Raw genomic sequence first — 22,424 nt, 5'->3', positions numbered from 1 at the left:
AAACCTTGCCGGCTGCATTTGTTTTGTTTCAAAAGGGTGTGATCAACCGCGTCTACGGGAGAAGTCGCGTCTCCTGCTACGAGATTTTGAGGCAGGGACGGAAGGCTCTTTTACAAGAGGCCTGGGTTCCGGCCCGCTGTTTTTATGCAGGGGCAGTCTTTTGCCGATTAGCTTCTGAATGTCCCGGCAGTAGGGAACTTCATCCGGTGAGCAAAAAGACAGAGCCTGTCCTTCTGCTCCGGCTCTTGCTGTGCGGCCGATGCGGTGGATGTATACTTCCGGTTCATTCGGCAGATCGTGGTTGATGACGAGGTTGATTCCCTTGACATCGATGCCGCGTGAGGCGAGATCGGTGGCGATCAGGATGGGAGTGTCTCCCGTTTTGAATGCTTTCAGCATGCGTTCGCGCGCTCCCTGGGTTTTGTCTCCATGGATGGCGGAGGAGGGAAACTCGTTTTTCGTCAGGAATTTGGCCAGACGGTCGGCGCCATGCTTGGTACGTGTAAAGATCAGGACTCGGTCGTCGTTCTGATGGGTTTCCTGAAGGAGAGTCAGAATATAGTTCTTTTTGTCGGCCTGGGTATCGACATGGTAGATGCTTTGCTCAATCTTGTCGGCCGTCATCGTGGGAGGGGTGACGGCTACCGTTTCGGGATTCCGGAGCATTTGTTCGGTCAGCATGCGGATTTTTGGCGGCATGGTAGCAGAGAAAAGCTGGGTGTGCCGTTGCGGCGGCAACTTGGCGGCAATCTTTTTGATGGCCGGGGCAAACCCCATGTCCAGCATGCGGTCGGCTTCGTCGAGAACGAGGACTTCGACCTCCGACAGGTTGACATTGCCGCGCTCCATGTGGTCCATCAGGCGTCCGGGGGTGGCGACCAGAATGTCGAGTCCGCGGGACAGAGCCTTTGTTTGCGGGCTATAGCCGACGCCGCCGAACATGACTGAGGATGTGATGGAAAGACCGCGGGAATAGGAGATGATGTTATCGTAGATCTGCTGGGCAAGCTCGCGGGTCGGGCTCAGGATGAGCGAGCGGATTTTGCCTTTGCGCAACGGTACACGTTGCATTGAGAAGCGTTGGATCAGGGGCAGGGCGAAAGCAGCCGTTTTGCCGGTGCCTGTCTGAGCGAGACCGATGATGTCCCTGCTTTCCAGCAGGAGCGGGATGCAGGCCGCCTGGATGGGGGTGGGTGTCTTATAGCCGAGCCCGGTCAGGGCGGCGAGGATGGGAGCGCGCAAACCGAGCTCCTCGAATGATGTAATAGATGCCATGTAGATGGTGGATATGATGAGCGGCGTTTGCGACAAGCAATGCTCAACGATGGCGCGAATGCGCCGAAAAGCAAACCAGGTTTTTCTCTGTGGAATAAACCAGATGAAGTGAACGCCCGTACCCGGATTGTGAAGAGGCATCGCAAGCGATAGCCGTTTTCTCGGTTAAAACCGGGTACGGTGGAAAATAAACCACACGGGCAGAGACCTGTCACTGTAAATATACGATTTCCGTGACAGCGGTCCTTACTCCCGATAACGGGAAAGGATAAAGTGGATTTCTTCGAGCAGGGCTTCGGAGCGCTTGTTCCAGTGGCGGCTTCCCTGGATTTCCAGCACACATTCTCGTTCTCCGGTGAAGCGGTAGTGGGTGAGGCCCTTGCTGCGCAGGGTGGAGAGTTCGCGGTTCAAATCGTTGGCGAAAAAAAGGAGCAGAGGGTTGCGCCGTGCAATCTCGTCGATGTTGACGCTTACGGGGGGGGACATCTCCGGCAGGTGTGCAGCCAGCTTTTCCATACCTACCTCTTGCAGCATGGAACGGATTCTTTTGTAGAGCATGTCGATGGGCATCACTTCCCAGGGGCAGCTTTCCTCCAGATACGTTAGGACGGCGGCGACAAGATCGTCACGGAAGGGAAGTTCCATTTCCAATTCGTCAGCCGCTGCATCGAGGGCATCGGCCAGCCATCCGAAGTTGTAGTCGGAAATGAGGCAGTCTCCAATACGGAGGATAGGACGTTTGCTTTTAAAGCAGATCATGGAAGAAGGGAGGGTAGGGAGTCCGGGGTTGTTGCCGTATTACAGGATAGGGAGCTTGCGCTGGAGGGGATCATTGGTGCTGTGATGCTGCATCTGGCTGATTTCCTGAATGAATTCCTCTACATTCTGGAACTGACGGTATACAGACACATAGCGGATGTAGGCCACCGGATCGATAGCGTAGAGTTTTTCGATGACCTTCTTCCCAATCTCGTTCGAGGGTACTTCGCGTAGGTGGTCGCGATGAAGCTCGGAAACGATCTCATCGGCTGCGCGGTCGAGCTGGTCCATGCTGACCGGCCGTTTTTCGCACGCTTTTACCATGCCCCGGAGGATTTTCTCGCGGTTCAAGGCTTCTCGCAGGTTGTCGCGCTTCACGACTCGAAGTTCGGTTCGTTCAATCTGTTCGTAGGTCGTATAACGGTAATCGCACTTCAGGCAGACACGACGGCGACGGATGGTCGTGCCGTCCTTCGACATTCGCGAGTCGATTACCTTGTCTTCAAGATATCCGCATTGTACGCATCGCATGACGATACTATATGTACAACATAGGGTATTGTCTAATCATTTTATATAGCAAATATTGTACACAAAGGTAAATATTCAAGTTATCCAAAGTGAATAACCCGCCTTCGATTGTGAAGAAGTTCCGGGAGGATATTCATAGCAGAAGAAGGGAATCCTTGCTTTGCAAGGCAAGAGGCCACGATGGCATTGTGAATATCTTTTTCCGGTACGACATGCAGGATATTGGAGGAACATGCGGTCTCCTGAAACGAAAAAGCCCGGGCGGGGATGAACCGTCCGGGCTTTGGATAAATGGTGTGAGCCTGAGTGGGCTTATTTGTCGAATTCGACGAGAGCCGTGAAGGAATCGGGCTTCAGGGCGGCCCCGCCAACGAGAGCTCCGTCGATGTCGGGCTGGGCCATGAGTTCCTTGACGTTGTCAGGCTTGACGGAACCGCCGTACTGGATACGGACCTTGTCGGCCGTGACGGGGCAATAGATGTCGGCGAGGACTTTGCGGATGAAAGCATGGGCTTCCTGGGCTTCCTTGGAGGTAGCGGTGAGGCCGGTGCCGATAGCCCAGACGGGTTCGTAGGCAATGACGATGTTGGCTGCCTGTTCGGCAGGGATGTCTTTCAGACCGCCGGTGAGCTGTGTGGTAAGGACTTCTTCGAGTCTGTTGCCGAGGCGTTCGTCCTTGGTCTCACCGATGCAGAAGATGGGAGTGAAGCCATCGGCGATGGCCTTCTTGATCTTGGAGTTGATGATGGCATCGGTTTCACCGTAGTACTGGCGACGTTCGCTGTGGCCGAGAATGATGTAGGAAACGCCAAGTTCCTTGAGCATCGTGGTGGAGATTTCACCGGTGAATGCGCCGTTGTCCTTATCGGAAACGTTCTGGGCGGAGACTCCGACGACCGGATTGCCCTTGAGCTCGGCAACGACGGTGGGAATAGTGACGAAGGGAGGGGCGATCACAACGTCGCAGGAGAGCTGCTTGCCGTCGATGTTCTTGAGGAATTTATCGATGAAGGCGGTGGCTTCAGCCGGGCCGACGTTCATTTTCCAGTTGGCTGCAATGATGGGTTTGCGGGACATGGTTGATATTGAGTTGGGGGTGATTGTTGCCGAAATCGGCGGAAGGTCAAGCACGGATGAGCAGGGCTGCATAGGCCCCGTCAGACATTTCGCGGAAAGGTAGGGCGAGTTGTTCCTTTTGGAAGGTGAAGTCGGGATGGACGGCCAGGAATCGGTCGATGACGTCCCGGTCTTCTTCTCGATCGATGGAACAGGTGGAGTACACAAGGCGTCCTCCGGCTTTGACGGAGGCGGCCGCTTGCTCCAGAATGAGGAACTGGATGTCGGCAAGACGGGATATTTCCTTGGGTGTGAGTCTCCAACGGACATCGACTCTTCTCTGGATGACCCCGGTATTGGAACAGGGGACATCAAGAAGGACAGCGTCGAAGTAACCCTTCCAGCAGGGAGGACAGGGCTGTGTCCAGTCGGCCTGGGCGGTTTCCACGAGATCGGAACCTTGGCGTCGAAGGTTATCGAAGAGGACAGGCAGGCGGTGCGCATGCATGTCGGTGGCTGTGAGAAGGGCTTGCCCGTGAGTGGCGGCAATGATAGCTGCGGATTTGCCGCCGGGGGCTGCGCAGGCGTCCAGGATACGTTCCCCGGGTTTGGGATCCAGAAGCTCTACGGCATAGCGCGTGGAAGGGTCGGCGACATAGAGGGCTCCGGAACGGATGTCGTCCAGGGGCAGAGGACCGTTGACGGAATACCAGCCGGGAATGTTGTCAAGCGGGACGAGGGAACGGGGATCGTCCGCCAGTTCGATCAAGGGGTTGCGGCGGACATAGAAAGAGGGCGGCTGGTTATTAAGTTCCAGCATGGCAATCGTATCTCTCTCTCCGAAGGCCTCAATCCAGCGGGAGACGAGCCATTTGGGGGTAGAAAAACGGATGTCGAGGGGGAGGGTGTTCCGTTCGGCCAGGAGTTCTTCTTCGCGACGGAGGGCGTTGCGGAGAATGGCGTTGACGAGACCGCGCGTTTTTTCGGGAGCGATATTGACAGTTTCGAAGACGGCTGCGTGTTTGGCGAGGCGCATGAGAAAGATTTGACAAAGGCCGATTTCCAGGATGATGCGCGTTTGCTGATCGAGTCTGCCTTGTCTGAGATTCCCCAGAACATAGTCGAGCCATGTTTTGTTGCGCAGAACGCCGAAGACGACGGCCTGCATGAGGTTGCGGTCGCTTGTAGCCAGTCTGGCTTTGTCGGCCGTCTGATCGATGATTGTCTCCGCAAAGGCATTACCTGCTTCCCATTTCTGGAGGCATTGCAGGGCGACTTGACGGGGTGTAGGGTTCTTTTCCACTGGCGCGAGGGTATCACAGGGACCGGGAATGTACAAAGCAGAATCCGGAGCAGATAGGGAAGAATCAAGGAAGTAGCGGGAAATTCCGGTGGCAGCGCAATTCAGGATTTATCCTGACGCGGGCTGCCGACTTCACGTTTGTACAGATCTTGCATATGCCGGAGCTTGTCCGGTTGTTCCGTGGCAAGATTACGACGTTCTCCCGGATCTTTGGTGAGGTTGAAGAGAAGCCAGTCGTTGCCTTTTCTGGTCAGTTTCCAGCCATCTCTGGTGATAACGCTGTGGTCGATGACGACATGCTGGTGTTCTTTCTTGATCGGTTTGCCCTGCAGGACAGGGGCATAGGAGACGGAATCCTTGCCTGCCGGCATCGGAATGCCGGCAAGTTCCGCGAATGTCGCCATGTGGTCGTAGTTAGCAATCATACTACGGCAGACTTTACCCTGGGGGATAGTACCGGGACAGGAGACAATGAGAGGAATCCGGATGCCTCCTTCGTGATTGGTCCACTTGAGCCCGGCCAAATCGACCATTTTCCCGTTCGGTCCGATGGTTCCCCTGTTGGCTCGGAAAACGTCAAGTACTTCTCCCGTGGCATCAAGAATACCGCCATGATAGTTCAGTCCTCGCCCTCGTCCCTTATCGGTTCGGTAGTAGATTTCGTGACCGTTGTCGGCAGCGAAGATGAAGATGGTATGATCCGCGATACCGAGTTGCTTGGCTTTGTTGACGAGGGCTCCTACCTGGTTGTCGAGCTTGGCGACCATGGATGCGTATTCTTCGGCAGCAGCGGCGCATTCGCGATTGTTGCCGGAGGCACTTGCATAGGCATCCTGGATGGCGGTGTTGTCGCGGTAGATGTTTTCATGGGGCGGGATGTCGACAGGGCCATGGGGGAGGTTGGTGGAAAAAAACAGGAAGATGGGTTTTCTCCGGTTTGCCTCCATGAAGTTGAGAGCCTCTTTCAGCATGACGTCGGGAGCGTAGGTTTCTTTACCTTTTCGGTTTCCGCGGCGTTTAGCCGTGGCTCCTTCGGCATATTGTTCTGGAGTAACTCCGGCATCGATGCGCGTGTTGCCGGGTAGGGGGAGGATACCTCCGTCTTTCCAGAGAAAAGTCGGGTAGAAACCATGGGCGCGTTCATGATCCATGTAGCCGGTGTAATGGTCCCATCCATGGCGTTTGAGTTCGCCGGGCCAAGTGGTAAACCCCCAGTCGAGCTTGCCGAACTGCCCGGTGACGTAGCCGGCTTTCTTCAGGAGTTGAGGCAGGAAAACTTCATTGGGCGAGGGCTTAATGGTAGAAGCGGACTCCGCTTTTTGAGAAAATTCCTCCGGCGACCACTTGTTTTGTTCCATGGCTGTGACAAGTCCGCCCCGGGTTTGCGTGTAGGAATTGGCATGGCTGTCGTGGACGCCCATCAACAGGCTGGCCCGCGCCGGACAACAGTACTGGCTGCTGTACACGCGCGTAAAAGTGATGCCCTGGTCTGCGAGACGATCAATGTTTGGAGTCTTGACGATTTGCTGACCGTAGCACCCGAGCATTCCCATGCCAAGGTCATCTGCATAGATGAAGACAATGTTGGGTTGCCGCGGTGAAGCGCTATGGGATTGAAGGCTGCCTGCGACCAGGAGCAGAAAGAGGAAAAGGAGAATGGGGAGTCTCATCACTATGTATACGTAACAGGAAGGGGATGTCTTTCACAGACTGAAATCTGTCAATCTTGCCAGGAAAACAAAACCGCCCGGGATGGAGTCCCGGACGGTTGGATGCAAAAAGTGCTGTGGATATGAAAAACCTTAGTTGCCGTAAGGCTTGTTAGCTCGACTGAACTGCTTAAGACGAAGTCCGTTAAGAGAGATGAATCCCGTAGCGTCATCTTGGTTGTACAGTTCTTCGTGACCGCCTTCCATTGTGGCGATGTCTTCGGAGTAAAGTGTGTTGGCGGATCGGCGTCCGGCGAACATGACGTTGCCCTTGTAGAGCTTGAGACGGACTTCACCGTTAACGGTTTCCTGAGTCTTGGTGACAAGAGCCTGAATAGCTTCGCGTTCCGGGGAGAACCAGAAGCCGTTGTACACGGCGGAGGCGTAGTCCGGGATCAGGGAGTCGCGCACTTTCTGGGCTTCGCGGTCCATGGTCAGGGTTTCAATATCGCGGTGTGCGGCGAGGATGATTGTACCTCCGGGGGTTTCGTAGATACCGCGGCTTTTCATGCCGACAAAGCGGTTTTCGACGATGTCGACGCGACCGATGCCGTTCCGTCCCCCCAATTCGTTCAGAACATACATGACGCCGAGCGGGGAAAGGAGGGTGTAACCGTCGCGTTCGCCCAGGGGCTTCACATTGTGCTTGGCAAGGATTTCAGCCATGCCTTCGCACTGGATGCCGACGATATTTCCCTTTTCAAAGAGGCACTGGATGTACTCGGGCTTGTCGGGTGCGTCTTCCGGAGCGACGGAGAGGACGTACATGTTTTTGTCCACTTCCGTGGTGCCGTCGTACCAGGTGTCTTCAAGCATGCCGGCTTCAAAGGAAATATGAAGCAGGTTGCGGTCCATGGAGTAGGGCTTCTTGAGGGACTGGCGGATCGGGATGTTGTGCTCTTCGGCGTAGGCGATCATTTCCGTACGCCCGGGGAACTGCTTGCGGAATTCAGCGTCGCGCCACGGAGCGATGACCTTGATGTTGGGTGCCAGTGCATTGGCTGCAAGTTCAAAGCGAACCTGGTCATTGCCCTTGCCGGTGGCACCGTGTGCAATGGCATCGGCACCTTCCTTGATGGCGATGTCGAGCATGTTGCGCGTGATGCAGGGGCGGGCGATCGAGGTACCAAGCAGGTAACGGCCTTCGTAGAGGGCGTTGGCCTGGAACATCGGGAAGATGTAGTTCTTGGCGAAGTCTTCCTTCAGGTCGTCGATGTAGCACTTGGAAGCGCCGGTCTTGAGGGCCTTTTCTTCGAGGCCGTCGAGTTCTTCTTCCTGACCTACGTCTGCGCAATAGGCGATGATTTCGGCGTTATATTTTTCCTTGAGCCACTTCAGCAAAACGGAAGTGTCAAGACCACCAGAGTAAGCAACGACGATTTTCATAATTGATCGGAAATAGTCCTTGGGGACTCTGCATCATTTTCATGGCCGGGGAAAGCCCAAACTGCACAAAACTGAACGTTTTTCGCAGAATGACATTCTTCCCCGTCCCGCCGCGAGGCATTTGTTCTTCGGGAGGCGGACTTATTCATGGGATGATTCGTCGATTTTCAGCGATGATTCCCGGGCATTGCCGCGGAGTTCCGGGGCGTACATGGCCTCGACGACGGTAGGCATATTGCGGAAGAAACCGAGGCGTTCGGCGCGGAGTCTGTACGTGATGGTGTGTTCGCCTTTCGGGATCCAGTTAAAGTAGAACCGCGATTCTTCGTCCCGTGGCTCCTGATAGTAGGAAACGTGATCGCCGAAGCCGTATCCGCTGAGGGGGAGGGTGGACTCGCAGCCGGCGGGGCGCGGGTCGGTGGTACAGATATATTCGCAGTCGTGCCGGGCGGTGAAGACGAGTTCGACCTCGATTTCCGTGCCGCTGTCTACGGTGTCGCCGTCCGCCAGAGGGACGAGCAATTCATCCCTGACGCCCTTGGTGATTCGCTTGCCTTGCAGGGGCGTGTCGGCTGTTATTTGGCTGGCAGGGACGACGCGGTAGCAGTTGCGCTTGACGGTGAGGTTCAACCCGGCGGCGGGAAGGGGATCTTGTGTGGTATATGCGTTGAACAGGCCGTTGATGTACAGGCGGCCCTTGCCGCCTTTGCGGCGGATGGTCCAGGAGAGAGGCGATTGTTGACTGGCTGCATCCGAGGGGAAAATGGCATCGCCTTCCAGAGTGACGGAGCGTGGGGCGGTCAGCAGATTGTCACGAGTCAGGGTAATGGAACCGATGACGCGGTCTCCTGAGAGGACGTCCACTTGCATGGGATCGACTCCTTCCTTCGTTGTGAGGGCGTACTGGCAGAGGGCTTCCAGAGCATTTGCTGTGGAAAGCGTGGATTCCCAATGGCTGGCGTACTGGCGTTTGAGGACGATTCCGCGGGCGATGGGTGCAGCTGTGTCGCTACCCAGTTCGCAGAGGAGTTGCAGGTACTCTGCCTGGATGGAAGTATCGTTGCCATGCCAGAACCACCAGCAGGAGGATTCACCGGGGTTCTTGAGCCGTGCCGTGCCGAGCATGGCATCTGTAACAACCTGTTTTTGGAGGGCGGAGGCCAGTTTCTTGACTTCGTCGGAGCCCTTGTCGTTCTCCTTCAGAAGCAATCTGGCGGCCATGATTTGGCTGTACTGTCCGGTTTTTTGGGCATCGCGGGCGATGAGCTTCATCATGCGGTCGTTGCTGATGCCTCCGGGATGAACGGTGTTGGCCGTGCTGAGCGCACGCCGGATCAGGATGTCCTCTTCATTGATGGTGCCCCGGGATTTGTTATTCTTCCAGGGGAGAATGGAGGAGGAGAGACGAGCGACGCGCTGGTCCTCGATTGAACCAAGGAATCCGGCTGCTTTTTCCAGACTTCTTTCCGGAACGGCGTTTTGCATGAGCGAGGAAGCGATGGACAAACCACGGTACACGATGGCGGAAATGACAGGATCGCTTTCATCGGCTTGCCCGAACCAGCTCCATCCACCGTCGTAGCCCTGCATGGCAACGAGGCGGTCGATGTGGGTCTTCACGAACTTGTTGGTTTTTTTCTTGTCGAAAAGGAGCGGACAATTGGCTTCCTTCGATCTGTCAGGGATGGCGATGTTCAGTTCCTTAAGTGTGTGGCGGACGAGGAGGGTTCCTAGGAACCGGTTGAGCGTTTGTTCGGCGCAATCGTGGGGGAAATCCTGCAGATAGGGAAGGGAATCGATGGCTGGCAGGATGACCGAAGGCGAAACGGTGAGCGTCAGGCGGGCGTCATCCCGGCGAGTGGCTTCCGGAACATTGAGTTTGACGGTGGCCTCATTGCTTCCTGCGGCAAGAGCCCCGCTGAATACGTGAGTCTGGCGCATGCCGTGCGGCAGGACGGGCAGGGACATTTGCATGGCATCGTTGCCTGCTCCACTGCGTACTTCGGTCGTGTATTGCGCTGTGCCGGCCTGTGTTGCACGCACCTTCCAATCGACGCGAGCCGAACCTTGGGCGGGGACTTCGACGATGGCGTTGTCTTCAGCTTCCAGTGGAGCAGGGCAGGATGGAGACGGTTTCAACGTCACGTGTGCCTGGACGGCTTTGTCCGTCCGGTTGCGGATGATGGTGCTGAGCGTGGCCGTATCCCCCGCAGTGAGGAAACGGGGCATCTGGAGCGAGGCGAGGATGTCCTTCGTGCTGATGATGGTGGCGGAGGCTTCTCCGAAAGAGAGATCGGGGGAGATGATCCATGCGCGAACCTGCCATGTGGTGAGGTTGTCTGCCATGGTGACGGGGATGGTGACTGTGCCGTCGCTTGCCAGAGGCAGGATGCCGCGCCAGAGGATATTGTCGGTGAAGTTGCTGCGGATGGGGATGTCATTCGTATTGCCGGGCTCATTCTTGTCGGATGGGATATAGCATACAATTTCTTCGCTATCCCCGGTGATAACGGGACAGGGAGCGTAGGAAATATCGGATTCCATACTCTTTGCCTTGAAGCGGCAGGAACGCTCCATCAGGGAGGATTCGAGGACGACATCGAGTGACGATTTGACGAAGTCCGACAGATCGGAGTGCGCACGGGATTTTCTTGATTTCCAATGGTATACGAGGCTGCTTGGTGGGTTTTCGCTGGCATTGAAGCCGGGTGTTTGGGTGGTATTGGAACGACTCCAAAGCATCCGCTCCAGTACTTCGGGGGGACCGGAAAAGTATTCCAAAGCCTGGTCGTAAACAGCCAATGTGACGAGTGTCCCGGCGGGTGGTGGATTACCTGCTGCATCTCTGACTGCGATTTTGATGCCGGTTTCTTCGCCGGGTTTGAGCGTTTGTTTGTCGGCGGAAGCTTCAGCCTGGAGGCGTTTGTCGTCCGGCGGCACAAGGATGTGTACCTTTGTCTGCTGAAGTTTCCCCTGGTAAACGGTGAAGGCTTCGACGGCGGTGTTGGGCATGTCTTCTGGGCGAAGGTTGATGGAGGATTCTCCGACATGCCCTCTGGTTGTGACCATGGAGTAGGATTCCTTGGTCCATCCAGCATGCGGAAAGAGCCAGACGTAGCCTGTCGGGGCAGGGGTTTCAATCAGGAAACGGGCTTTGGTGCCGGTGGCGGATTGCTTGTCGTGAGCCAGAAGATTCAGTTGATCCGGGGCAGGATGGCTTCCCTTTCTGCCATTTCGGGAAGGAAGGTCGAGATGTGCTTCCGATGTTTCGCCATCGGGGCTCGTGAGTGTGACGGTGAAACGGAGGATTCCGCGTGTATCCAGGGCATCCGCCGGGAAAACGATAGTGGCTTTCCCCTCGTCATCCGTTGTGATGTCGGACTGCAGAAGGGGGGATTTGGTGGAAATCGTCAGCATTTCGTCGTCTTCTTTACCCTCATTGTTGCGTTTGAGAGGGTGGACGGTGCATGTGCCGGAAACATTGGCGGCAACCTTGCCGTCGCCCTGTTTAGCTGTGAGCTTGATGCTTACGGCTTCTCCCTTGCCGATGTATTGGGATGAGGGAACAAGGCTTAGGGCGAAGAGCGATCTGGAGGCGCTCAGGGTGCGGTTTTCCTGGACTTCTCGCAGGGAGGCATCCGTCACCTTGGCGGTGATGTCGTAATTGACCTTGTTGTACTTGGCAACTTTGTTCTCCTTGAGGGCGGAGAGTAGGACGCGAGCTTCTCCTTTTTCATCAAGAGTGATGGATTTTTCAATAGAGCCGATACGGCTATCCTTCCAGTAACGTGAGCTGTTAGGGAGCAGGTAGTCCCAAACCCAGCGTTCGGCGGGAGCTTTTTCCCCGGATGTGATATCAATTTCAAGTTGGACTTTGGCATTCGAAACGGGGCCGCCACTGTAGTATTCCGCCCGGATGATGCAGGCTGCCTCTTTTCCGAGGCGGAGTGAGGGTGTTTCCGGAACGATGCTTACCTTGAACTCCGGTTTTTTGTACTCTTCAACGCGGAAACATGCGGTGATTTCCTTGCTTGCTTTCTGAACGCCACCCTTACCGGAGGATGAGGCATTTCTGGGAACAAGGGAGACCGTGTAATTCCCCAAATCCGCATCGTCGGGCAGGGGGATATCCAGTTCGATGGCGTTTGTAGCATCCGTGGTGACTTCCTTTTTGTTCCAGCCGTCCAGCGTATTGCGCGGGCCGCGAACCGTGACAAGGTAGGATGTGCCTGCCCCGGATGTCAGGGATGGATTGATGAAGGACGGTCGGATGGGACGGGCAATGAGCTGTGCCCTCTGTCCGGTCTTGTAGATGGGTTGGGAAGCGAGCAGGACGAGTTGCTGGCGCGGTGGGGTGTTCGGATTGTGGAAATCGAAGGAAGAAAAATAGTCTCTGTTCGGCACAATGGCACCGTTCAATTCTGCCAGGCAGAAATACTTGTTCAACTCCAGTTTTTTGCCTTCCCGGGTCACTGTGGGCAATTGTTGAATCCAGAGTCCTTTGTCATCCGTTTGCGCCGTGAAGGGGAGGGTGATTTTTTCGGATGAATCCTCGACGTTGTATAAAAGATCTCCCCTCAATTGGACACCGGGGATGGGCTTTCCGGTGGCTTCATCCACGGTGAACCAGATCATTTTGTTGCCGGAACGCTGGCGGCTGATGAGTTTGAGGGAGCCTTTATTGACGAATTGCAGGTATTGTTGGCCATTGGGGACGCTGGATGTGACAATGTAGGTGCCGTCCGGGATATTCAGCGGGATGGTGCAAACTTGTTCTTCGCGACTGAGCTTGACGGGGATTGTCTGCTTCAGGATGGTTTTGCCGATGAATTGACGGAAGCGCTTGTCCTTTTCGTTATCCTTTCGGGTAAGGAAGCGCTGGATGCCGGGGAGCCACGACTCATAAAACAAATTTTTGAGAACGGCGTCCTCCCGGGTGATGTCAGCCAGCCCTTTCAAATCGATGGGTTGGACGGTGAGGGTGACTTCTTCCGTGTTTCGTACGCGAAGGGCTACTTCCCCATTACTGTGGTCGTGTGTAACAAATGTTGCGTAGGGCATGTCCAGTTCCGCGCAGATGGTGCGGAAGTATTCCGCGCTCATTTCAGCGGGATCTCCTTCCATGTTGTCCTTGAATTTTCCCCTCTGTTCCTTGGAGAAGATGAGCCCACGGCGGGCAAGTTCGACGGCAGAGTCAAAGTCCAGGCGCGAGATGTAGTCGGCGCACAGGAGGGACATTGCTTCCATGGCTATCAAGGGGGAATCCTTTTGTTCGCACAGGGAGAGGAGGATAGGACGGTACTGGCATTCCGGTGGCAGGGAGATGCGCCTCCAGTCATCTTTTTCCACTCCTCCTGATGGTGAGAACAGGGTTGCCGCAATGTTGGATGGGGTAGGAGGAAGGAGCTTTTTGGTTGTCTCCATCGGCATGTTCGTTGGCAAGGCATACCACTTCATCAGGCATCTGGCGCGGAACAGGGCGATTTCGTTTCCCTTGCCCGGTACCTTGGCGGCTTCCTGCAGGAGGAATGCGACACGTTCCATGTCATTGCGAGCTCCGGTCCAGGTTTTGGGAGCCGAAAACATGGAGGGTGAAGTTCGGACTTCCTCGGATTCATCCTGATCTTTTGATTCGAGAGACTTTCTGCTGAGTTCCCTGGCATCGGGAGCGGAGTCGAAGGGCGTTTTGACAAACTTGCGGTTGAGCCGTTCACCGGAATCCATGTTGATGCGGTCGAGGAGTACGTCGATCAGCGTTTTGTACACCACGAACTGTTCCTCTGGAGGCATTTTCCCGTTGAAGGCGAGGATGGTCAGTTGGTGGAGACGGTGCAGGGCTTCCAGTTGGTAGTATTTTTTCCAACCAGAATCGGGTTCAGGAATCCCGGCAAATTGGATCATGGCGTCTTTGTGGATGAGAGTGCTTCCGGCATGTTCATATTGCCACTTTGCCAGAGCCGTTCGGAAGTGAATGTTTTTGTCGTGCTGCGGGAACCATGATCGGACGAGCATGCCGAATGTGATATCCTCAACGATTATCTCGGGAACCTCCCCTCCGTAGCTTTCCCCGCCTTCCAGGGTCAGTGCCTGGTTGGGGAGCTCGTTTTTCGGTGCGGCATTCTGACCGGGGCAGAGGAATGAGGCGTCCATGCCTTCCGGGAAGTAGTTGATGATTTCGAAAAGATTCAGAAGATCTTCCCCACTCTGGGCATCATCGACGGTTGCCAACAGTTGGACGTAAACGCGCGCGGCTTCATCATGCCGCCTGTCGCATTGCAACTCTATGGCAGTCTGGCGCAGGGAATCGGGTGATTGGTGGGTGCAGGATGCCAGAAACAATGCCAACAGGGCAACGAGTGGGAGGAGGTAGCGGTGGAACATGGCAGATCCTTGAAAAAGATGAATGATGGGGCAGACGAGTTGCAGGGACTTTGACGATATACCGTCACGGGAGGTAAACTTTTTTTAGTAAAATCGATTATTTTACACGGTTTTTACAATGCGGGGCACGATGTGGCAGTGGGCGGTGAGTTTCCATGGCAGGGCGTCTTCGAGAATGAAGCTTGCGCCTCCGTTTCCTTGTCGTTCTCGGAAGTGTCGGGGTAGACCGCCCGAGCGGCAATAGACCATACGGTAAGAAGGATGATGGAAGCTGGAAATCCTTTCATAATGGGGGATTTGGAGTAATAGGGTTGCCGCCCAGTGAATCGGGAATACAGTGAACAATAATATGCAAAAATTGTTCCAAAACTCAAGTCGGAAAAACGGAAATAAGCCCCCTTGCGACGCCCGGTTCAAGTCCGTGAAAAACAAAAAATTATCGTGTTGAGGAAAAAATCGCTTGCAATTGGGACCGAATCTGCCTATCTAAGCCCCCCGAACTATGGCTAAGAAGAGCTGGATTGAAAGAAATAAGAAGAAGGAAGAGACCGTCAAGCGTTACGCCGAGCTGCGTGCGCAGTTGAAGGCCGAGAAGGATTATGTTGGTTTGACCATGTTGCCCCGCAACGCCAGTCCGACCCGACTTGTCAACCGTTGTCTCGTTTCCGGTCGTCGTCGTGCATTTATCCGTCGTTTTAAATTGTCCCGTATCGCGTTCCGCGAGCTGGCCAACGCCGGTATGATTCCCGGTGTGACCAAGTCTTCTTGGTAAGACGCTGACAATTTCAGCCTTACTTGGTACGAAAAAAATATTTTCATGGCGCGGGGCGGGTGTATACTAGCCTCGCGTCTTATTATGCCTATTTACGAATATATTTCCGAGCACGCCGAAGATCCGGACATGTCCTGTCCGGTATGTCGTCGCGGTTTCGAACTGAGACGGCCTGTGGATCGTGCCCCGCTTGAACAGTGCCCGATGTGCAAGCATCCGGTGCGTAAGGTGATCAGCAGGGTCAATGTCCCCAGCATCACCAAACCCCTGTCCGTTTCCGATGCGAAGGCGGCAGGATTTACTGTTTTGGAAAAACGGGACAAAGGTGTTTATGAAAAGCTGTGACGGAGGTCGGAGTTATCCCGGTTTCCTGTCCCTGCTTGATGGCACCATGGCGTTTTCTCCAATTCAAGAACACAACACATGACAGATATAGACCCTCTGAGTATTCTTGCGTCCATTGGGGACGCTGAAATTCCGGATACGTTTCCGGGGTTGGGTGAAATTCTGCTGGTTCTCGCCGGCATTGCATTCTTCCTGTTGCTGAATGCTTTCTTTGTGGCAAGCGAATTTTCCATTGTCAAAGTACGGGAAAGCCAGTTGCAATCGGATGACTCGGAGGCAAAGCAGATACGCCACAAGCTGTCGACCGCGCTGAGTGTCGTCCGGCATCTGGATTCCTACCTTTCCGCGACGCAGGTTGGCATTACGCTGGCATCTCTTGCCTTAGGTTTCCTGGGCGAACCTCTTGTGGTGAAATTGTTGGCGCCGACGTTGAAAATGACGGGGTGGATGAGCGATACGATGATCCGCATGATTTCAATGGCGGTAGCGTATGCACTGTTTACTTTTGCCCATGTCGTACTTGGGGAACTTGTGCCCAAGTCGGTGGCGATTCGTTATACGTACCAAACGGCTCTGTTTACGGCACCGATTCTTCATGGTTTTTACATCGCATTCAAATTCGTGGTGTCTGCATTCAATGGCACGGCCAATTTTATTCTCAAGCATTTCCTGAACATCAATCCCGATGAGATCAGACACACCGTTCACAGTTCCGATGAACTGGCTTTGCTGGTGGCGGAGAGCGAACGCTCTCAGGAAGTGACTCCTACGGAGGCGGAGATATCGAAAAACGCATTGGAATTGAATGAGATGTGCGCCAAGGACATTTTGACTCCGCGGAGTGAAGTCGATGTGCTTGATCTGGAAGAGAGCTATGAGGCGAATTGGGAAATTGCCCGGACATCCCGCCATACGCGTTTCCCTCTGGTGCATGGGAATCATCTGGACGATGTCAAAGGATGGGTGCATGTGAAGGATCTCTTGAAACAGGTGGGGCAGGCCAATCCGGATTTGATGAGCATCCGCCGCGAATTGAAGGTTGTGCCGGATACGATGCCTCTGGATACGCTGCTGACCTTTTTCCTCCGGGAGAGGACCCACTTTGCTCTTGTGGTCGATGAGTTTGGCGATTCCCTGGGACTTGTGTTTCTTGACGATGTGCTGGAACAAATTGTCGGGGAGGATATTCAGGATGAATTCGATCAGGACGATATGCGTGAATTTGTCCAGACCGGCCCGGATGACTATGTGGTCAGCGGTGCCGTGACGCTGTTTGATCTGGCGGATTATTTACCCGATTTGGATCTTGAGTGTCCCGGTGTGACGACGTTCGGCGGCTATATTACCCACGAACAAGGACATATCCCCGAGGAAGGGGAGGAAGTGCAGATTGGCCGCTATCTTGCTCGGGTTACGGGGACGGACGGACGGCGTGTGACGCAGGTAAGGCTGAAGAAGGTTTGCAAAGAGAACGAAGACGGCGATATCTGAAGCCTTGCATTCAAGTCTTGAACCGGGTTCAATCCCGTTCATGGAAAAACGTGCCCACACTTATCCGACTCTTCGGCCCGAACATGAAGCCCGGGTCGAAGGTTATGCTTGTATTGCCGGCGTGGATGAGGCGGGGCGGGGTCCCCTGGCTGGTCCCGTTGTGGCAGGAGCTGTGATTTTACCTCCGGGATGTGCGGTGCCTGCCGGATTGGACGATTCCAAGAAACTGACGCCGGTTCGAAGGGAGCGTCTGTTTGCCGAATTGTTGGAGAGCTCCGGAGTTGTGCATGGGGTCGGTTTGGCGACTGTCGAGGAAATTGACCGGATCAATATTCTAAAGGCGACCCATCTGGCTATGGCCCGTGCCGTAGAAGCATTGGGCGTAGCGGTGGATTTTTGTCTGATTGATGGATTGCCCGTGCCGGGGTTCCCTTATTTGCACCGTGCTATCGTCAAAGGCGACTCAATTAGTTTGTCGATTGCTGCAGCAAGTATTCTTGCCAAGGTGACGAGGGACCATATGATGGAGGAAGCGGACAGGGAATACCCCTTGTACGGATTTGCCAAACACAAAGGATATGGGACGAAACAGCATTTGGAAGCGTTGCGCAGGCATGGGCCTTGCCCGTTGCATCGCCGCTCGTTTGGGCCGGTTGCACAATTGGAACTGCCGTTTGTCTGATTCCTCCGGGCAAACCATGTCTTCATCTTCCATCGGATTGTACGGCGAGATGGTGGCGGAATCCCGCTTGCGTGCCGGAAAATGTTCTATTCTCCGGAAGAACTGGAAGATCGGTTCCGCCGGTGAGTTGGATGTTGTCTGCCGGGATGGAGACACGTTGGTATTTGTGGAGGTCAAAACGCGAACCTCCCATTCTGTGTGGGAAGCTATGCGCTCCGTTGATAAAAAAAAGCGGGAGTTGATCCGTTCCGGAGCGCATGCCTGGCTCCGGCTGCTCAATGACCGCGACGTGCCATACAGGTACGATGTGATGGAGATTTATTTATGCGAAGGGGAAAAGCCGGAGATCCATTGGATCCGGGCCGCGTTTGGAGATTGCGACAGCAATGTCTGAGACTACCTGCTATTCGTATTTGAACGAACGGACCCGGGAAAGGAAGTCCTTGCCCGGGCCGGAAATGATGAGGGAGATGGGGAATACCGTTTACGGGGCCTCGTCTTTGAGAGAAGCGTTGAATTCCTTGATCTTCTTTTTCATGAACTCAACGATTTCAGGGTGTTTGTCGGCAACATTGGTTGTTTCGGCAATGTCCGTGGAGAGGTCGTAGAGCAGGGGCTTGTCCATAGTTGCTTTGACAGGCGGGGAATTGTGGTCGGTGATTTTCTTTTGTCCCCAGAGTTGAGAGAATGTATCAATGTGGAGTTTCCAGTTTTTCCAGTGGACGGCCATGGCTTTGTTGGTTCCCTTACCGGTTTGGATTAGGACGTAATCGTCGTCTTCGATTGTTTTTCCTCCGAATTTGGGATTCAGGATGTGAGCTATACTGTGTCCGTCCGCATGGCCGTGGGGTTTGAACTCCTGTTTGGTCAGCGTGCAGAGGGTGGGATGAATATCCAGAACGCTGGCAATGGAATCATTCGTTTGTCCGGGTGAGATGACGCCCGTCCAGCGGAAGATTCCCGGGACGCGGACACCGCCTTCGAAGTTGGAGCCTTTGCCGTCGCGGAATGGCAGGGCGGTGCCTCCCTGATCCCCTTTGATGAGCCAGGGACCGTTGTCGGAGGAAAAAATGACCAGAGTGTTTCTGCCGATACCGGCTTTGTCGATCGTTCCGAGCAGTTGTCCCATGCAATGATCAATTTCCTCGATGACATCGTCATAGATTCTTCCGGAAGAAGATTTGCCGCGGAAGTCCTTACCGGGATGCAGAGGGTAGTGCGGCATGGATGTGGCAAGGTAGAGAAAGAACGGGCGGTTTTTGTTCTTTTTGACGAAGTCGCATGCCAGGTTGAAGTAGTACTGGGTGAGTTTGTCTTGTTCGACGGGGTTTTCCAGAACCTTGGCCGAAGGATATGCCTTGGAGTCTCCCGGTTGCTGGATAAGTGGGGTCGGCGTCATGTCATTGGAGTAGGGGATGCCGATGTAGGTGTCGAACCCGTGAGCGCATGGCAGGGACTTGGTATCCATACCGTTGGCCTTGTTCGTAACGCCCAGATGCCATTTGCCAATCATTCCCGTGACGTAGCCTGCCTGTTTCATGGTTTCGGGCACGGTTTGTTCTTCGGGTTTGATGTATTCGGCATCCTGGGGAGTGATGACCCAGCGTTTGAAGCCTGAGCGCGCCGGACTTTTACCCGTCATCAATGCATAGCGGCTGGCCGTGCAGGCGGGGGAACCGCTGTAAAAATGGCTCATGAAGAGACCCTCGTCCTTCATCTTGTTCAGATGGGGTGTTTTGACGTTCTTGTTGCCGGTAAATTCGAAATCGCCGTACCCGGAATCGTCCAGATAGACAATGACAACATTTGGCTTGTCCAAAGGTGCTCGCCCCATGGCCGGCATGGCGGGAATAGCAGCTCCGAGTATGCAGAGAGGCAATAATTTTTGAAGAAAAGACATAGGAAAGATCAATTAATTCCCAAGTCTTTTGATCTGATTATTCAGCCATGTCAAGCCGTTAGTTCCCGTCTGTACTTTCAGCACTGGAAAGACGTACGTTGCGGATGGCGGCGATGAGATCCTGAGGAATGTTTTGACGCATCAGGGTTTCTCCAATGATGACTCCATTGCAACCGGCTTCCAGGAGACGCCTGGCATCTTCGACGGTGCCGATGCCTCCGGTAGCCAGGACGACCGTCGAGGAGGGAAACTCGTCAATCAGGAATTCGGTGAGGTCGGGATCGGTTTCCCATGTGTGGAGATTCCGATGATTGATGCAGATCAGGTCGGCGTTCAGGTCCAGGGCTTGTTCTACATCTTCCAAGGAGTGGACTTCCACCATGGCGTCCAGGCCGAGTCCGGTCGCCAGGGAATATAAGTCGCGGAGATCGGTTTGTCCGAGTGCTCCGGCTACGAGGTTGACGGCATCCGCTCCACTGACGATCGCCTGGCAGATTTCCGCCGGATGTGTCCAGATTCCGCGGGCCAGTACCGGAACCGGGCTGATGCGGGAAATAGTGGAGAGGTCGACTAGGCTGCCGTCGAACAACGTACTTTCCGTTACGATGGAAATACCCTGTATACCTCCTTCAAACATTCTTCCTGCCACTGTCTGGATTGGTTCGCTCCCGGTGCCGGCATCGGACTTTGGAAGAGTACGGGCAAGCTGTGCGACGACGGAAAGCCTGTCTTCTCCAAGGTCGACAGCTGTTTTGAATCCAGCGTACTCATTGCGCAGGATAGCGGCGGCACGGAGCTTCCCTTCCAGAGGAAGCAGTTTTTTAAGACGAATTTTGTGATGTTCCAGAAGAGTGTCGAGATAATCCATGACTGGAGGAAATCAGTGTTGTTTGGGACGGAAATATTCTCTCTGCTTGTCGGAGATGGGCATTCCCAGCAGTTCCATGACGGCCAGCATGTCCTCCCACACTTTGCGACGTTCCGAGAGTTCTTCGTTTCTGAGCAGGTAACTGGGATGGTAGGTAACCCGGACAGGAACGCCGCGGAAGTCATGGAAACGCCCACGGAGGGTGGAAAGCGGAGAAGTTGTTCCGAGTAGGCCTTTGGCTGCCGTTGCGCCGAGGGCGACGATGACTTTGGGGCGGATCAATTCGATTTCTTTGGCAATGATCGGAAGGCAGTAGGCGATTTCCCGCTCGTTGGGGGCTCTGTTATTGGTGGTCTGGTGAGGCAGGGATGGTCTGAATTTGACGATATTGCTGATATAAATGGAATCACGGGACCGCCCCATGGCTTTTAGGATAGCATTGAGTTTTTCTCCGGCCGGTCCGACAAAAGGTTCCCGAAGACGTTCTTCCTGAAATCCGGGAGCTTCTCCGATCAACATGAGATCCGTGTGAGGATTGCCCGTGGCGAAGACCATGGTTTCCCTGAGTGTTCCCAGTATTCTCGCTGGTTGCCATCGTTCGGCAATTAATCTGAGCGCGGTCAGATTTTCTTCCAGAGAATTACCTGCCAATTCGGGGATAGTTAAGTTCGGTTGATTATTTTCCTCAGGCATTTCTTGCGGTGTTTCCGTAAGAAGAGCTCGCAGAGATGAAATGGTGTTCCGGGATGTATCGGATAATTCGTCGTTTGCTTCGTTTGATGAAGGGGGGGGATCCGGAATTGGCCTGGGGGGAAGCTTGGCCGGAGTTGGAGAGATCGAAGCTTTCGCCGCACGCGCGGAAATGACCCATTTCCTTAAGACGGAACGGGCTTCGTCGTCGATCGGGATTTGGACGATCCCCCTGTTTTCAAGGGATTTCAGATAGCTGACGACAAGATCTGGAAAAGTAGAGGCCATGGAAGCAAACGCATTCTACGAATACAAAAAGGAGATTGCAACTTTATCGGTAAAAAATAACTATTGAAAGAATTTTGGACATTGAATCGTATCAGTAGGAGAAAAAAAGATTGCCGAGTGGAGCTCGATGACGTAGAAGTAGCGCAATGTTGCCGGCGGAGACCGGCTGCAAACCTATATGATCCCCCCCGGATGTCGGTTGCTAATGCGATGCTTCGGGAAACATTCGATCTCATGAGTCTGATAGAAAAAATTCTCTTCTGCGTGACAGCGTGTGCTACCTGTCTTCTTACAAGTTGTTCTTCCACGTCTGGGGTGGGGCTGTTCAGTTCCAGTGATTCCGGTATGATGTTTGCCAAGTCCGGGAACGTGGATAAGGGGTTTGTGGAACCTCTTGCTCCCAGCCCTTCGGCCAAGCCTTCTTCCAAGTACCCCAAGATGGGGGCTGATCGTCACAAGATGCCCTACTACCATCCGAACCAGAGAACTCGCGTGGTACGGACGACTGCTTATACGCATTCCGAACGCGATCACGTAGCCTATGGCCCGCGTAATGCCGTCGGGACGTCCTTGAAATATACGTCGAGTGTGCGTAGCGCTGCTGCCGACTGGTCCGTCTATCCTCTTGGCACAAAGTTCCGAGTCAAAGGACAGCCTTATCTGTACGTTGTCGATGATTACGGCAGTGCTCTCGTCGGAACCGGTACGATTGATATTTACCAGCCTAGCAAGTCTTTGATGAAAAAGTGGGGTCGCCGCTATGTCGAGATCACCGTTGTACAGTGGGGCAGCCCCGAATCCAGCATGGAAGTACTGGCCAAGCGCAGGGGATACCGTCATTGCAGAAGCATGTATGCGGCCTTGCAGCAAAGGAATGCCCGGGGATTGTACGCGAAGGCCGAGTAACGGAGTGACGGACGGTGTTCCGTTGCCGGTACGATGCACAATTTTAACGGGAGAAGGAGATCTTCTCCCGTTTTTCATTTCC

At 54.3% G+C, this 22,424-nt stretch carries 18 protein-coding genes; 6 read left to right on the top strand and 12 right to left on the bottom strand.

Annotated elements, in window-relative coordinates; translation table 11 throughout:
• Positions 1–42: 42 nt before the first annotated feature.
• The 9 genes from QET93_RS12480 to QET93_RS12440 all read right to left on the bottom strand — a co-directional run bounded on the left by QET93_RS12480 (position 43) and on the right by QET93_RS12440 (position 14,687).
• Positions 43–1,416: a DEAD/DEAH box helicase gene (locus QET93_RS12480; RefSeq protein WP_280132457.1), complete on the bottom strand. Its 1,374-nt coding sequence runs from the start codon at positions 1,414–1,416 to the stop codon at positions 43–45.
• 105 nt (positions 1,417–1,521) lie between these two features.
• Positions 1,522–2,034, bottom strand: coding sequence for a hypothetical protein (locus QET93_RS12475; RefSeq protein WP_280127410.1), 513 nt, complete (start codon positions 2,032–2,034; stop codon positions 1,522–1,524).
• Positions 2,035–2,073: 39 nt separating this feature from the next.
• Positions 2,074–2,565, bottom strand: a complete 492-nt coding sequence (gene nrdR, locus QET93_RS12470; protein ID WP_280127409.1) for a transcriptional regulator NrdR — start codon at positions 2,563–2,565, stop codon at positions 2,074–2,076.
• 312 nt (positions 2,566–2,877) lie between these two features.
• Positions 2,878–3,642, bottom strand: coding sequence for a triose-phosphate isomerase (gene tpiA, locus QET93_RS12465; protein WP_280127408.1), 765 nt, complete (start codon positions 3,640–3,642; stop codon positions 2,878–2,880).
• A gap of 46 nt (positions 3,643–3,688) precedes the next feature.
• Entirely contained in the window at positions 3,689–4,924 is a 1,236-nt protein-coding gene (gene rsmB, locus QET93_RS12460; protein ID WP_280132456.1) for a 16S rRNA (cytosine(967)-C(5))-methyltransferase RsmB, read from the bottom strand.
• 101 nt (positions 4,925–5,025) lie between these two features.
• Positions 5,026–6,594 carry a sulfatase-like hydrolase/transferase gene (locus tag QET93_RS12455; RefSeq protein ID WP_280132455.1) on the bottom strand — a complete coding sequence of 523 codons (1,569 nt, stop codon included), beginning with the start codon at positions 6,592–6,594 and terminating at the stop codon, positions 5,026–5,028.
• A gap of 132 nt (positions 6,595–6,726) precedes the next feature.
• The gene (locus QET93_RS12450) at positions 6,727–8,019 is read right to left on the bottom strand and encodes an argininosuccinate synthase (RefSeq protein WP_280127405.1); all 1,293 of its coding nucleotides are present in this window, start codon (positions 8,017–8,019) and stop codon (positions 6,727–6,729) included.
• A 141-nt stretch (positions 8,020–8,160) separates the two neighbouring features.
• Complete coding sequence (locus tag QET93_RS12445) at positions 8,161–14,400, bottom strand: alpha-2-macroglobulin family protein (protein WP_280132454.1); 6,240 nt, start codon at positions 14,398–14,400, stop codon at positions 8,161–8,163.
• A gap of 113 nt (positions 14,401–14,513) precedes the next feature.
• Positions 14,514–14,687, bottom strand: a complete 174-nt coding sequence (locus QET93_RS12440) for a hypothetical protein (RefSeq protein WP_280132453.1) — start codon at positions 14,685–14,687, stop codon at positions 14,514–14,516.
• A 215-nt stretch (positions 14,688–14,902) separates the two neighbouring features.
• Here QET93_RS12440 and rpsN point away from each other — a divergent pair, with 215 nt between their 5' ends.
• From rpsN to QET93_RS12415, 5 genes are all read left to right on the top strand, one after another.
• Positions 14,903–15,172, top strand: a complete 270-nt coding sequence (rpsN, locus tag QET93_RS12435; RefSeq protein WP_280127402.1) for a 30S ribosomal protein S14 — start codon at positions 14,903–14,905, stop codon at positions 15,170–15,172.
• Positions 15,173–15,256: 84 nt separating this feature from the next.
• Positions 15,257–15,517 (top strand): zinc ribbon domain-containing protein, encoded by a 261-nt coding sequence (locus QET93_RS12430; protein ID WP_280127401.1) that lies wholly within the window; start codon positions 15,257–15,259, stop codon positions 15,515–15,517.
• A gap of 78 nt (positions 15,518–15,595) precedes the next feature.
• On the top strand, positions 15,596–17,008 hold the full coding sequence (locus QET93_RS12425; RefSeq protein WP_280132452.1) for a hemolysin family protein: 1,413 nt from the start codon (positions 15,596–15,598) through the stop codon (positions 17,006–17,008).
• Positions 17,009–17,048: 40 nt separating this feature from the next.
• Complete coding sequence (locus tag QET93_RS12420) at positions 17,049–17,690, top strand: ribonuclease HII (RefSeq protein WP_280132451.1); 642 nt, start codon at positions 17,049–17,051, stop codon at positions 17,688–17,690.
• Between the two features lie 16 nt (positions 17,691–17,706).
• Positions 17,707–18,084 carry a YraN family protein gene (locus QET93_RS12415; RefSeq protein ID WP_280132450.1) on the top strand — a complete coding sequence of 126 codons (378 nt, stop codon included), beginning with the start codon at positions 17,707–17,709 and terminating at the stop codon, positions 18,082–18,084.
• A 90-nt stretch (positions 18,085–18,174) separates the two neighbouring features.
• Here QET93_RS12415 and QET93_RS12410 read toward each other — a convergent pair whose 3' ends face one another.
• Genes QET93_RS12410 through QET93_RS12400 form a run of 3 tightly spaced genes read right to left on the bottom strand, consistent with a single transcriptional unit; the run spans position 18,175 to position 21,436 of the window.
• Positions 18,175–19,590: a sulfatase-like hydrolase/transferase gene (locus QET93_RS12410; RefSeq protein ID WP_280132449.1), complete on the bottom strand. Its 1,416-nt coding sequence runs from the start codon at positions 19,588–19,590 to the stop codon at positions 18,175–18,177.
• A 58-nt stretch (positions 19,591–19,648) separates the two neighbouring features.
• Complete coding sequence (locus tag QET93_RS12405) at positions 19,649–20,458, bottom strand: indole-3-glycerol-phosphate synthase (protein ID WP_280132448.1); 810 nt, start codon at positions 20,456–20,458, stop codon at positions 19,649–19,651.
• Between the two features lie 12 nt (positions 20,459–20,470).
• Positions 20,471–21,436: a uracil-DNA glycosylase gene (locus tag QET93_RS12400; protein WP_280132447.1), complete on the bottom strand. Its 966-nt coding sequence runs from the start codon at positions 21,434–21,436 to the stop codon at positions 20,471–20,473.
• Between the two features lie 234 nt (positions 21,437–21,670).
• Here QET93_RS12400 and QET93_RS12395 point away from each other — a divergent pair, with 234 nt between their 5' ends.
• Entirely contained in the window at positions 21,671–22,342 is a 672-nt protein-coding gene (locus tag QET93_RS12395; protein ID WP_280127394.1) for a 3D domain-containing protein, read from the top strand.
• Positions 22,343–22,424: the final 82 nt, after the last annotated feature.

It is taken from the genome of Akkermansia sp. N21116 (genome assembly GCF_029854705.2).
In the GTDB taxonomy this organism is placed as follows: Bacteria; Verrucomicrobiota; Verrucomicrobiia; order Verrucomicrobiales; family Akkermansiaceae; genus Akkermansia.
This window is presented reverse-complemented; position numbering and strand designations above follow the sequence as displayed.

Coding starts and splice junctions, on each gene's coding strand:
- QET93_RS12480 (WP_280132457.1), bottom strand. CDS start 1,416: ATGCCTCTTCACAATCCGGGTACGGGCGTTCACTTCATCTGGTTTATT.
- QET93_RS12475 (WP_280127410.1), bottom strand. CDS start 2,034: ATGATCTGCTTTAAAAGCAAACGTCCTATCCTCCGTATTGGAGACTGC.
- nrdR (WP_280127409.1), bottom strand. CDS start 2,565: ATGCGATGCGTACAATGCGGATATCTTGAAGACAAGGTAATCGACTCG.
- tpiA (WP_280127408.1), bottom strand. CDS start 3,642: ATGTCCCGCAAACCCATCATTGCAGCCAACTGGAAAATGAACGTCGGC.
- QET93_RS12455 (WP_280132455.1), bottom strand. CDS start 6,594: ATGAGACTCCCCATTCTCCTTTTCCTCTTTCTGCTCCTGGTCGCAGGC.
- QET93_RS12450 (WP_280127405.1), bottom strand. CDS start 8,019: ATGAAAATCGTCGTTGCTTACTCTGGTGGTCTTGACACTTCCGTTTTG.
- QET93_RS12445 (WP_280132454.1), bottom strand. CDS start 14,400: ATGTTCCACCGCTACCTCCTCCCACTCGTTGCCCTGTTGGCATTGTTT.
- QET93_RS12440 (WP_280132453.1), bottom strand. CDS start 14,687: ATGAAAGGATTTCCAGCTTCCATCATCCTTCTTACCGTATGGTCTATT.
- rpsN (WP_280127402.1), top strand. CDS start 14,903: ATGGCTAAGAAGAGCTGGATTGAAAGAAATAAGAAGAAGGAAGAGACC.
- QET93_RS12430 (WP_280127401.1), top strand. CDS start 15,257: ATGCCTATTTACGAATATATTTCCGAGCACGCCGAAGATCCGGACATG.
- QET93_RS12425 (WP_280132452.1), top strand. CDS start 15,596: ATGACAGATATAGACCCTCTGAGTATTCTTGCGTCCATTGGGGACGCT.
- QET93_RS12420 (WP_280132451.1), top strand. CDS start 17,049: ATGGAAAAACGTGCCCACACTTATCCGACTCTTCGGCCCGAACATGAA.
- QET93_RS12415 (WP_280132450.1), top strand. CDS start 17,707: ATGTCTTCATCTTCCATCGGATTGTACGGCGAGATGGTGGCGGAATCC.
- QET93_RS12410 (WP_280132449.1), bottom strand. CDS start 19,590: ATGTCTTTTCTTCAAAAATTATTGCCTCTCTGCATACTCGGAGCTGCT.
- QET93_RS12405 (WP_280132448.1), bottom strand. CDS start 20,458: ATGGATTATCTCGACACTCTTCTGGAACATCACAAAATTCGTCTTAAA.
- QET93_RS12400 (WP_280132447.1), bottom strand. CDS start 21,436: ATGGCCTCTACTTTTCCAGATCTTGTCGTCAGCTATCTGAAATCCCTT.
- QET93_RS12395 (WP_280127394.1), top strand. CDS start 21,671: ATGAGTCTGATAGAAAAAATTCTCTTCTGCGTGACAGCGTGTGCTACC.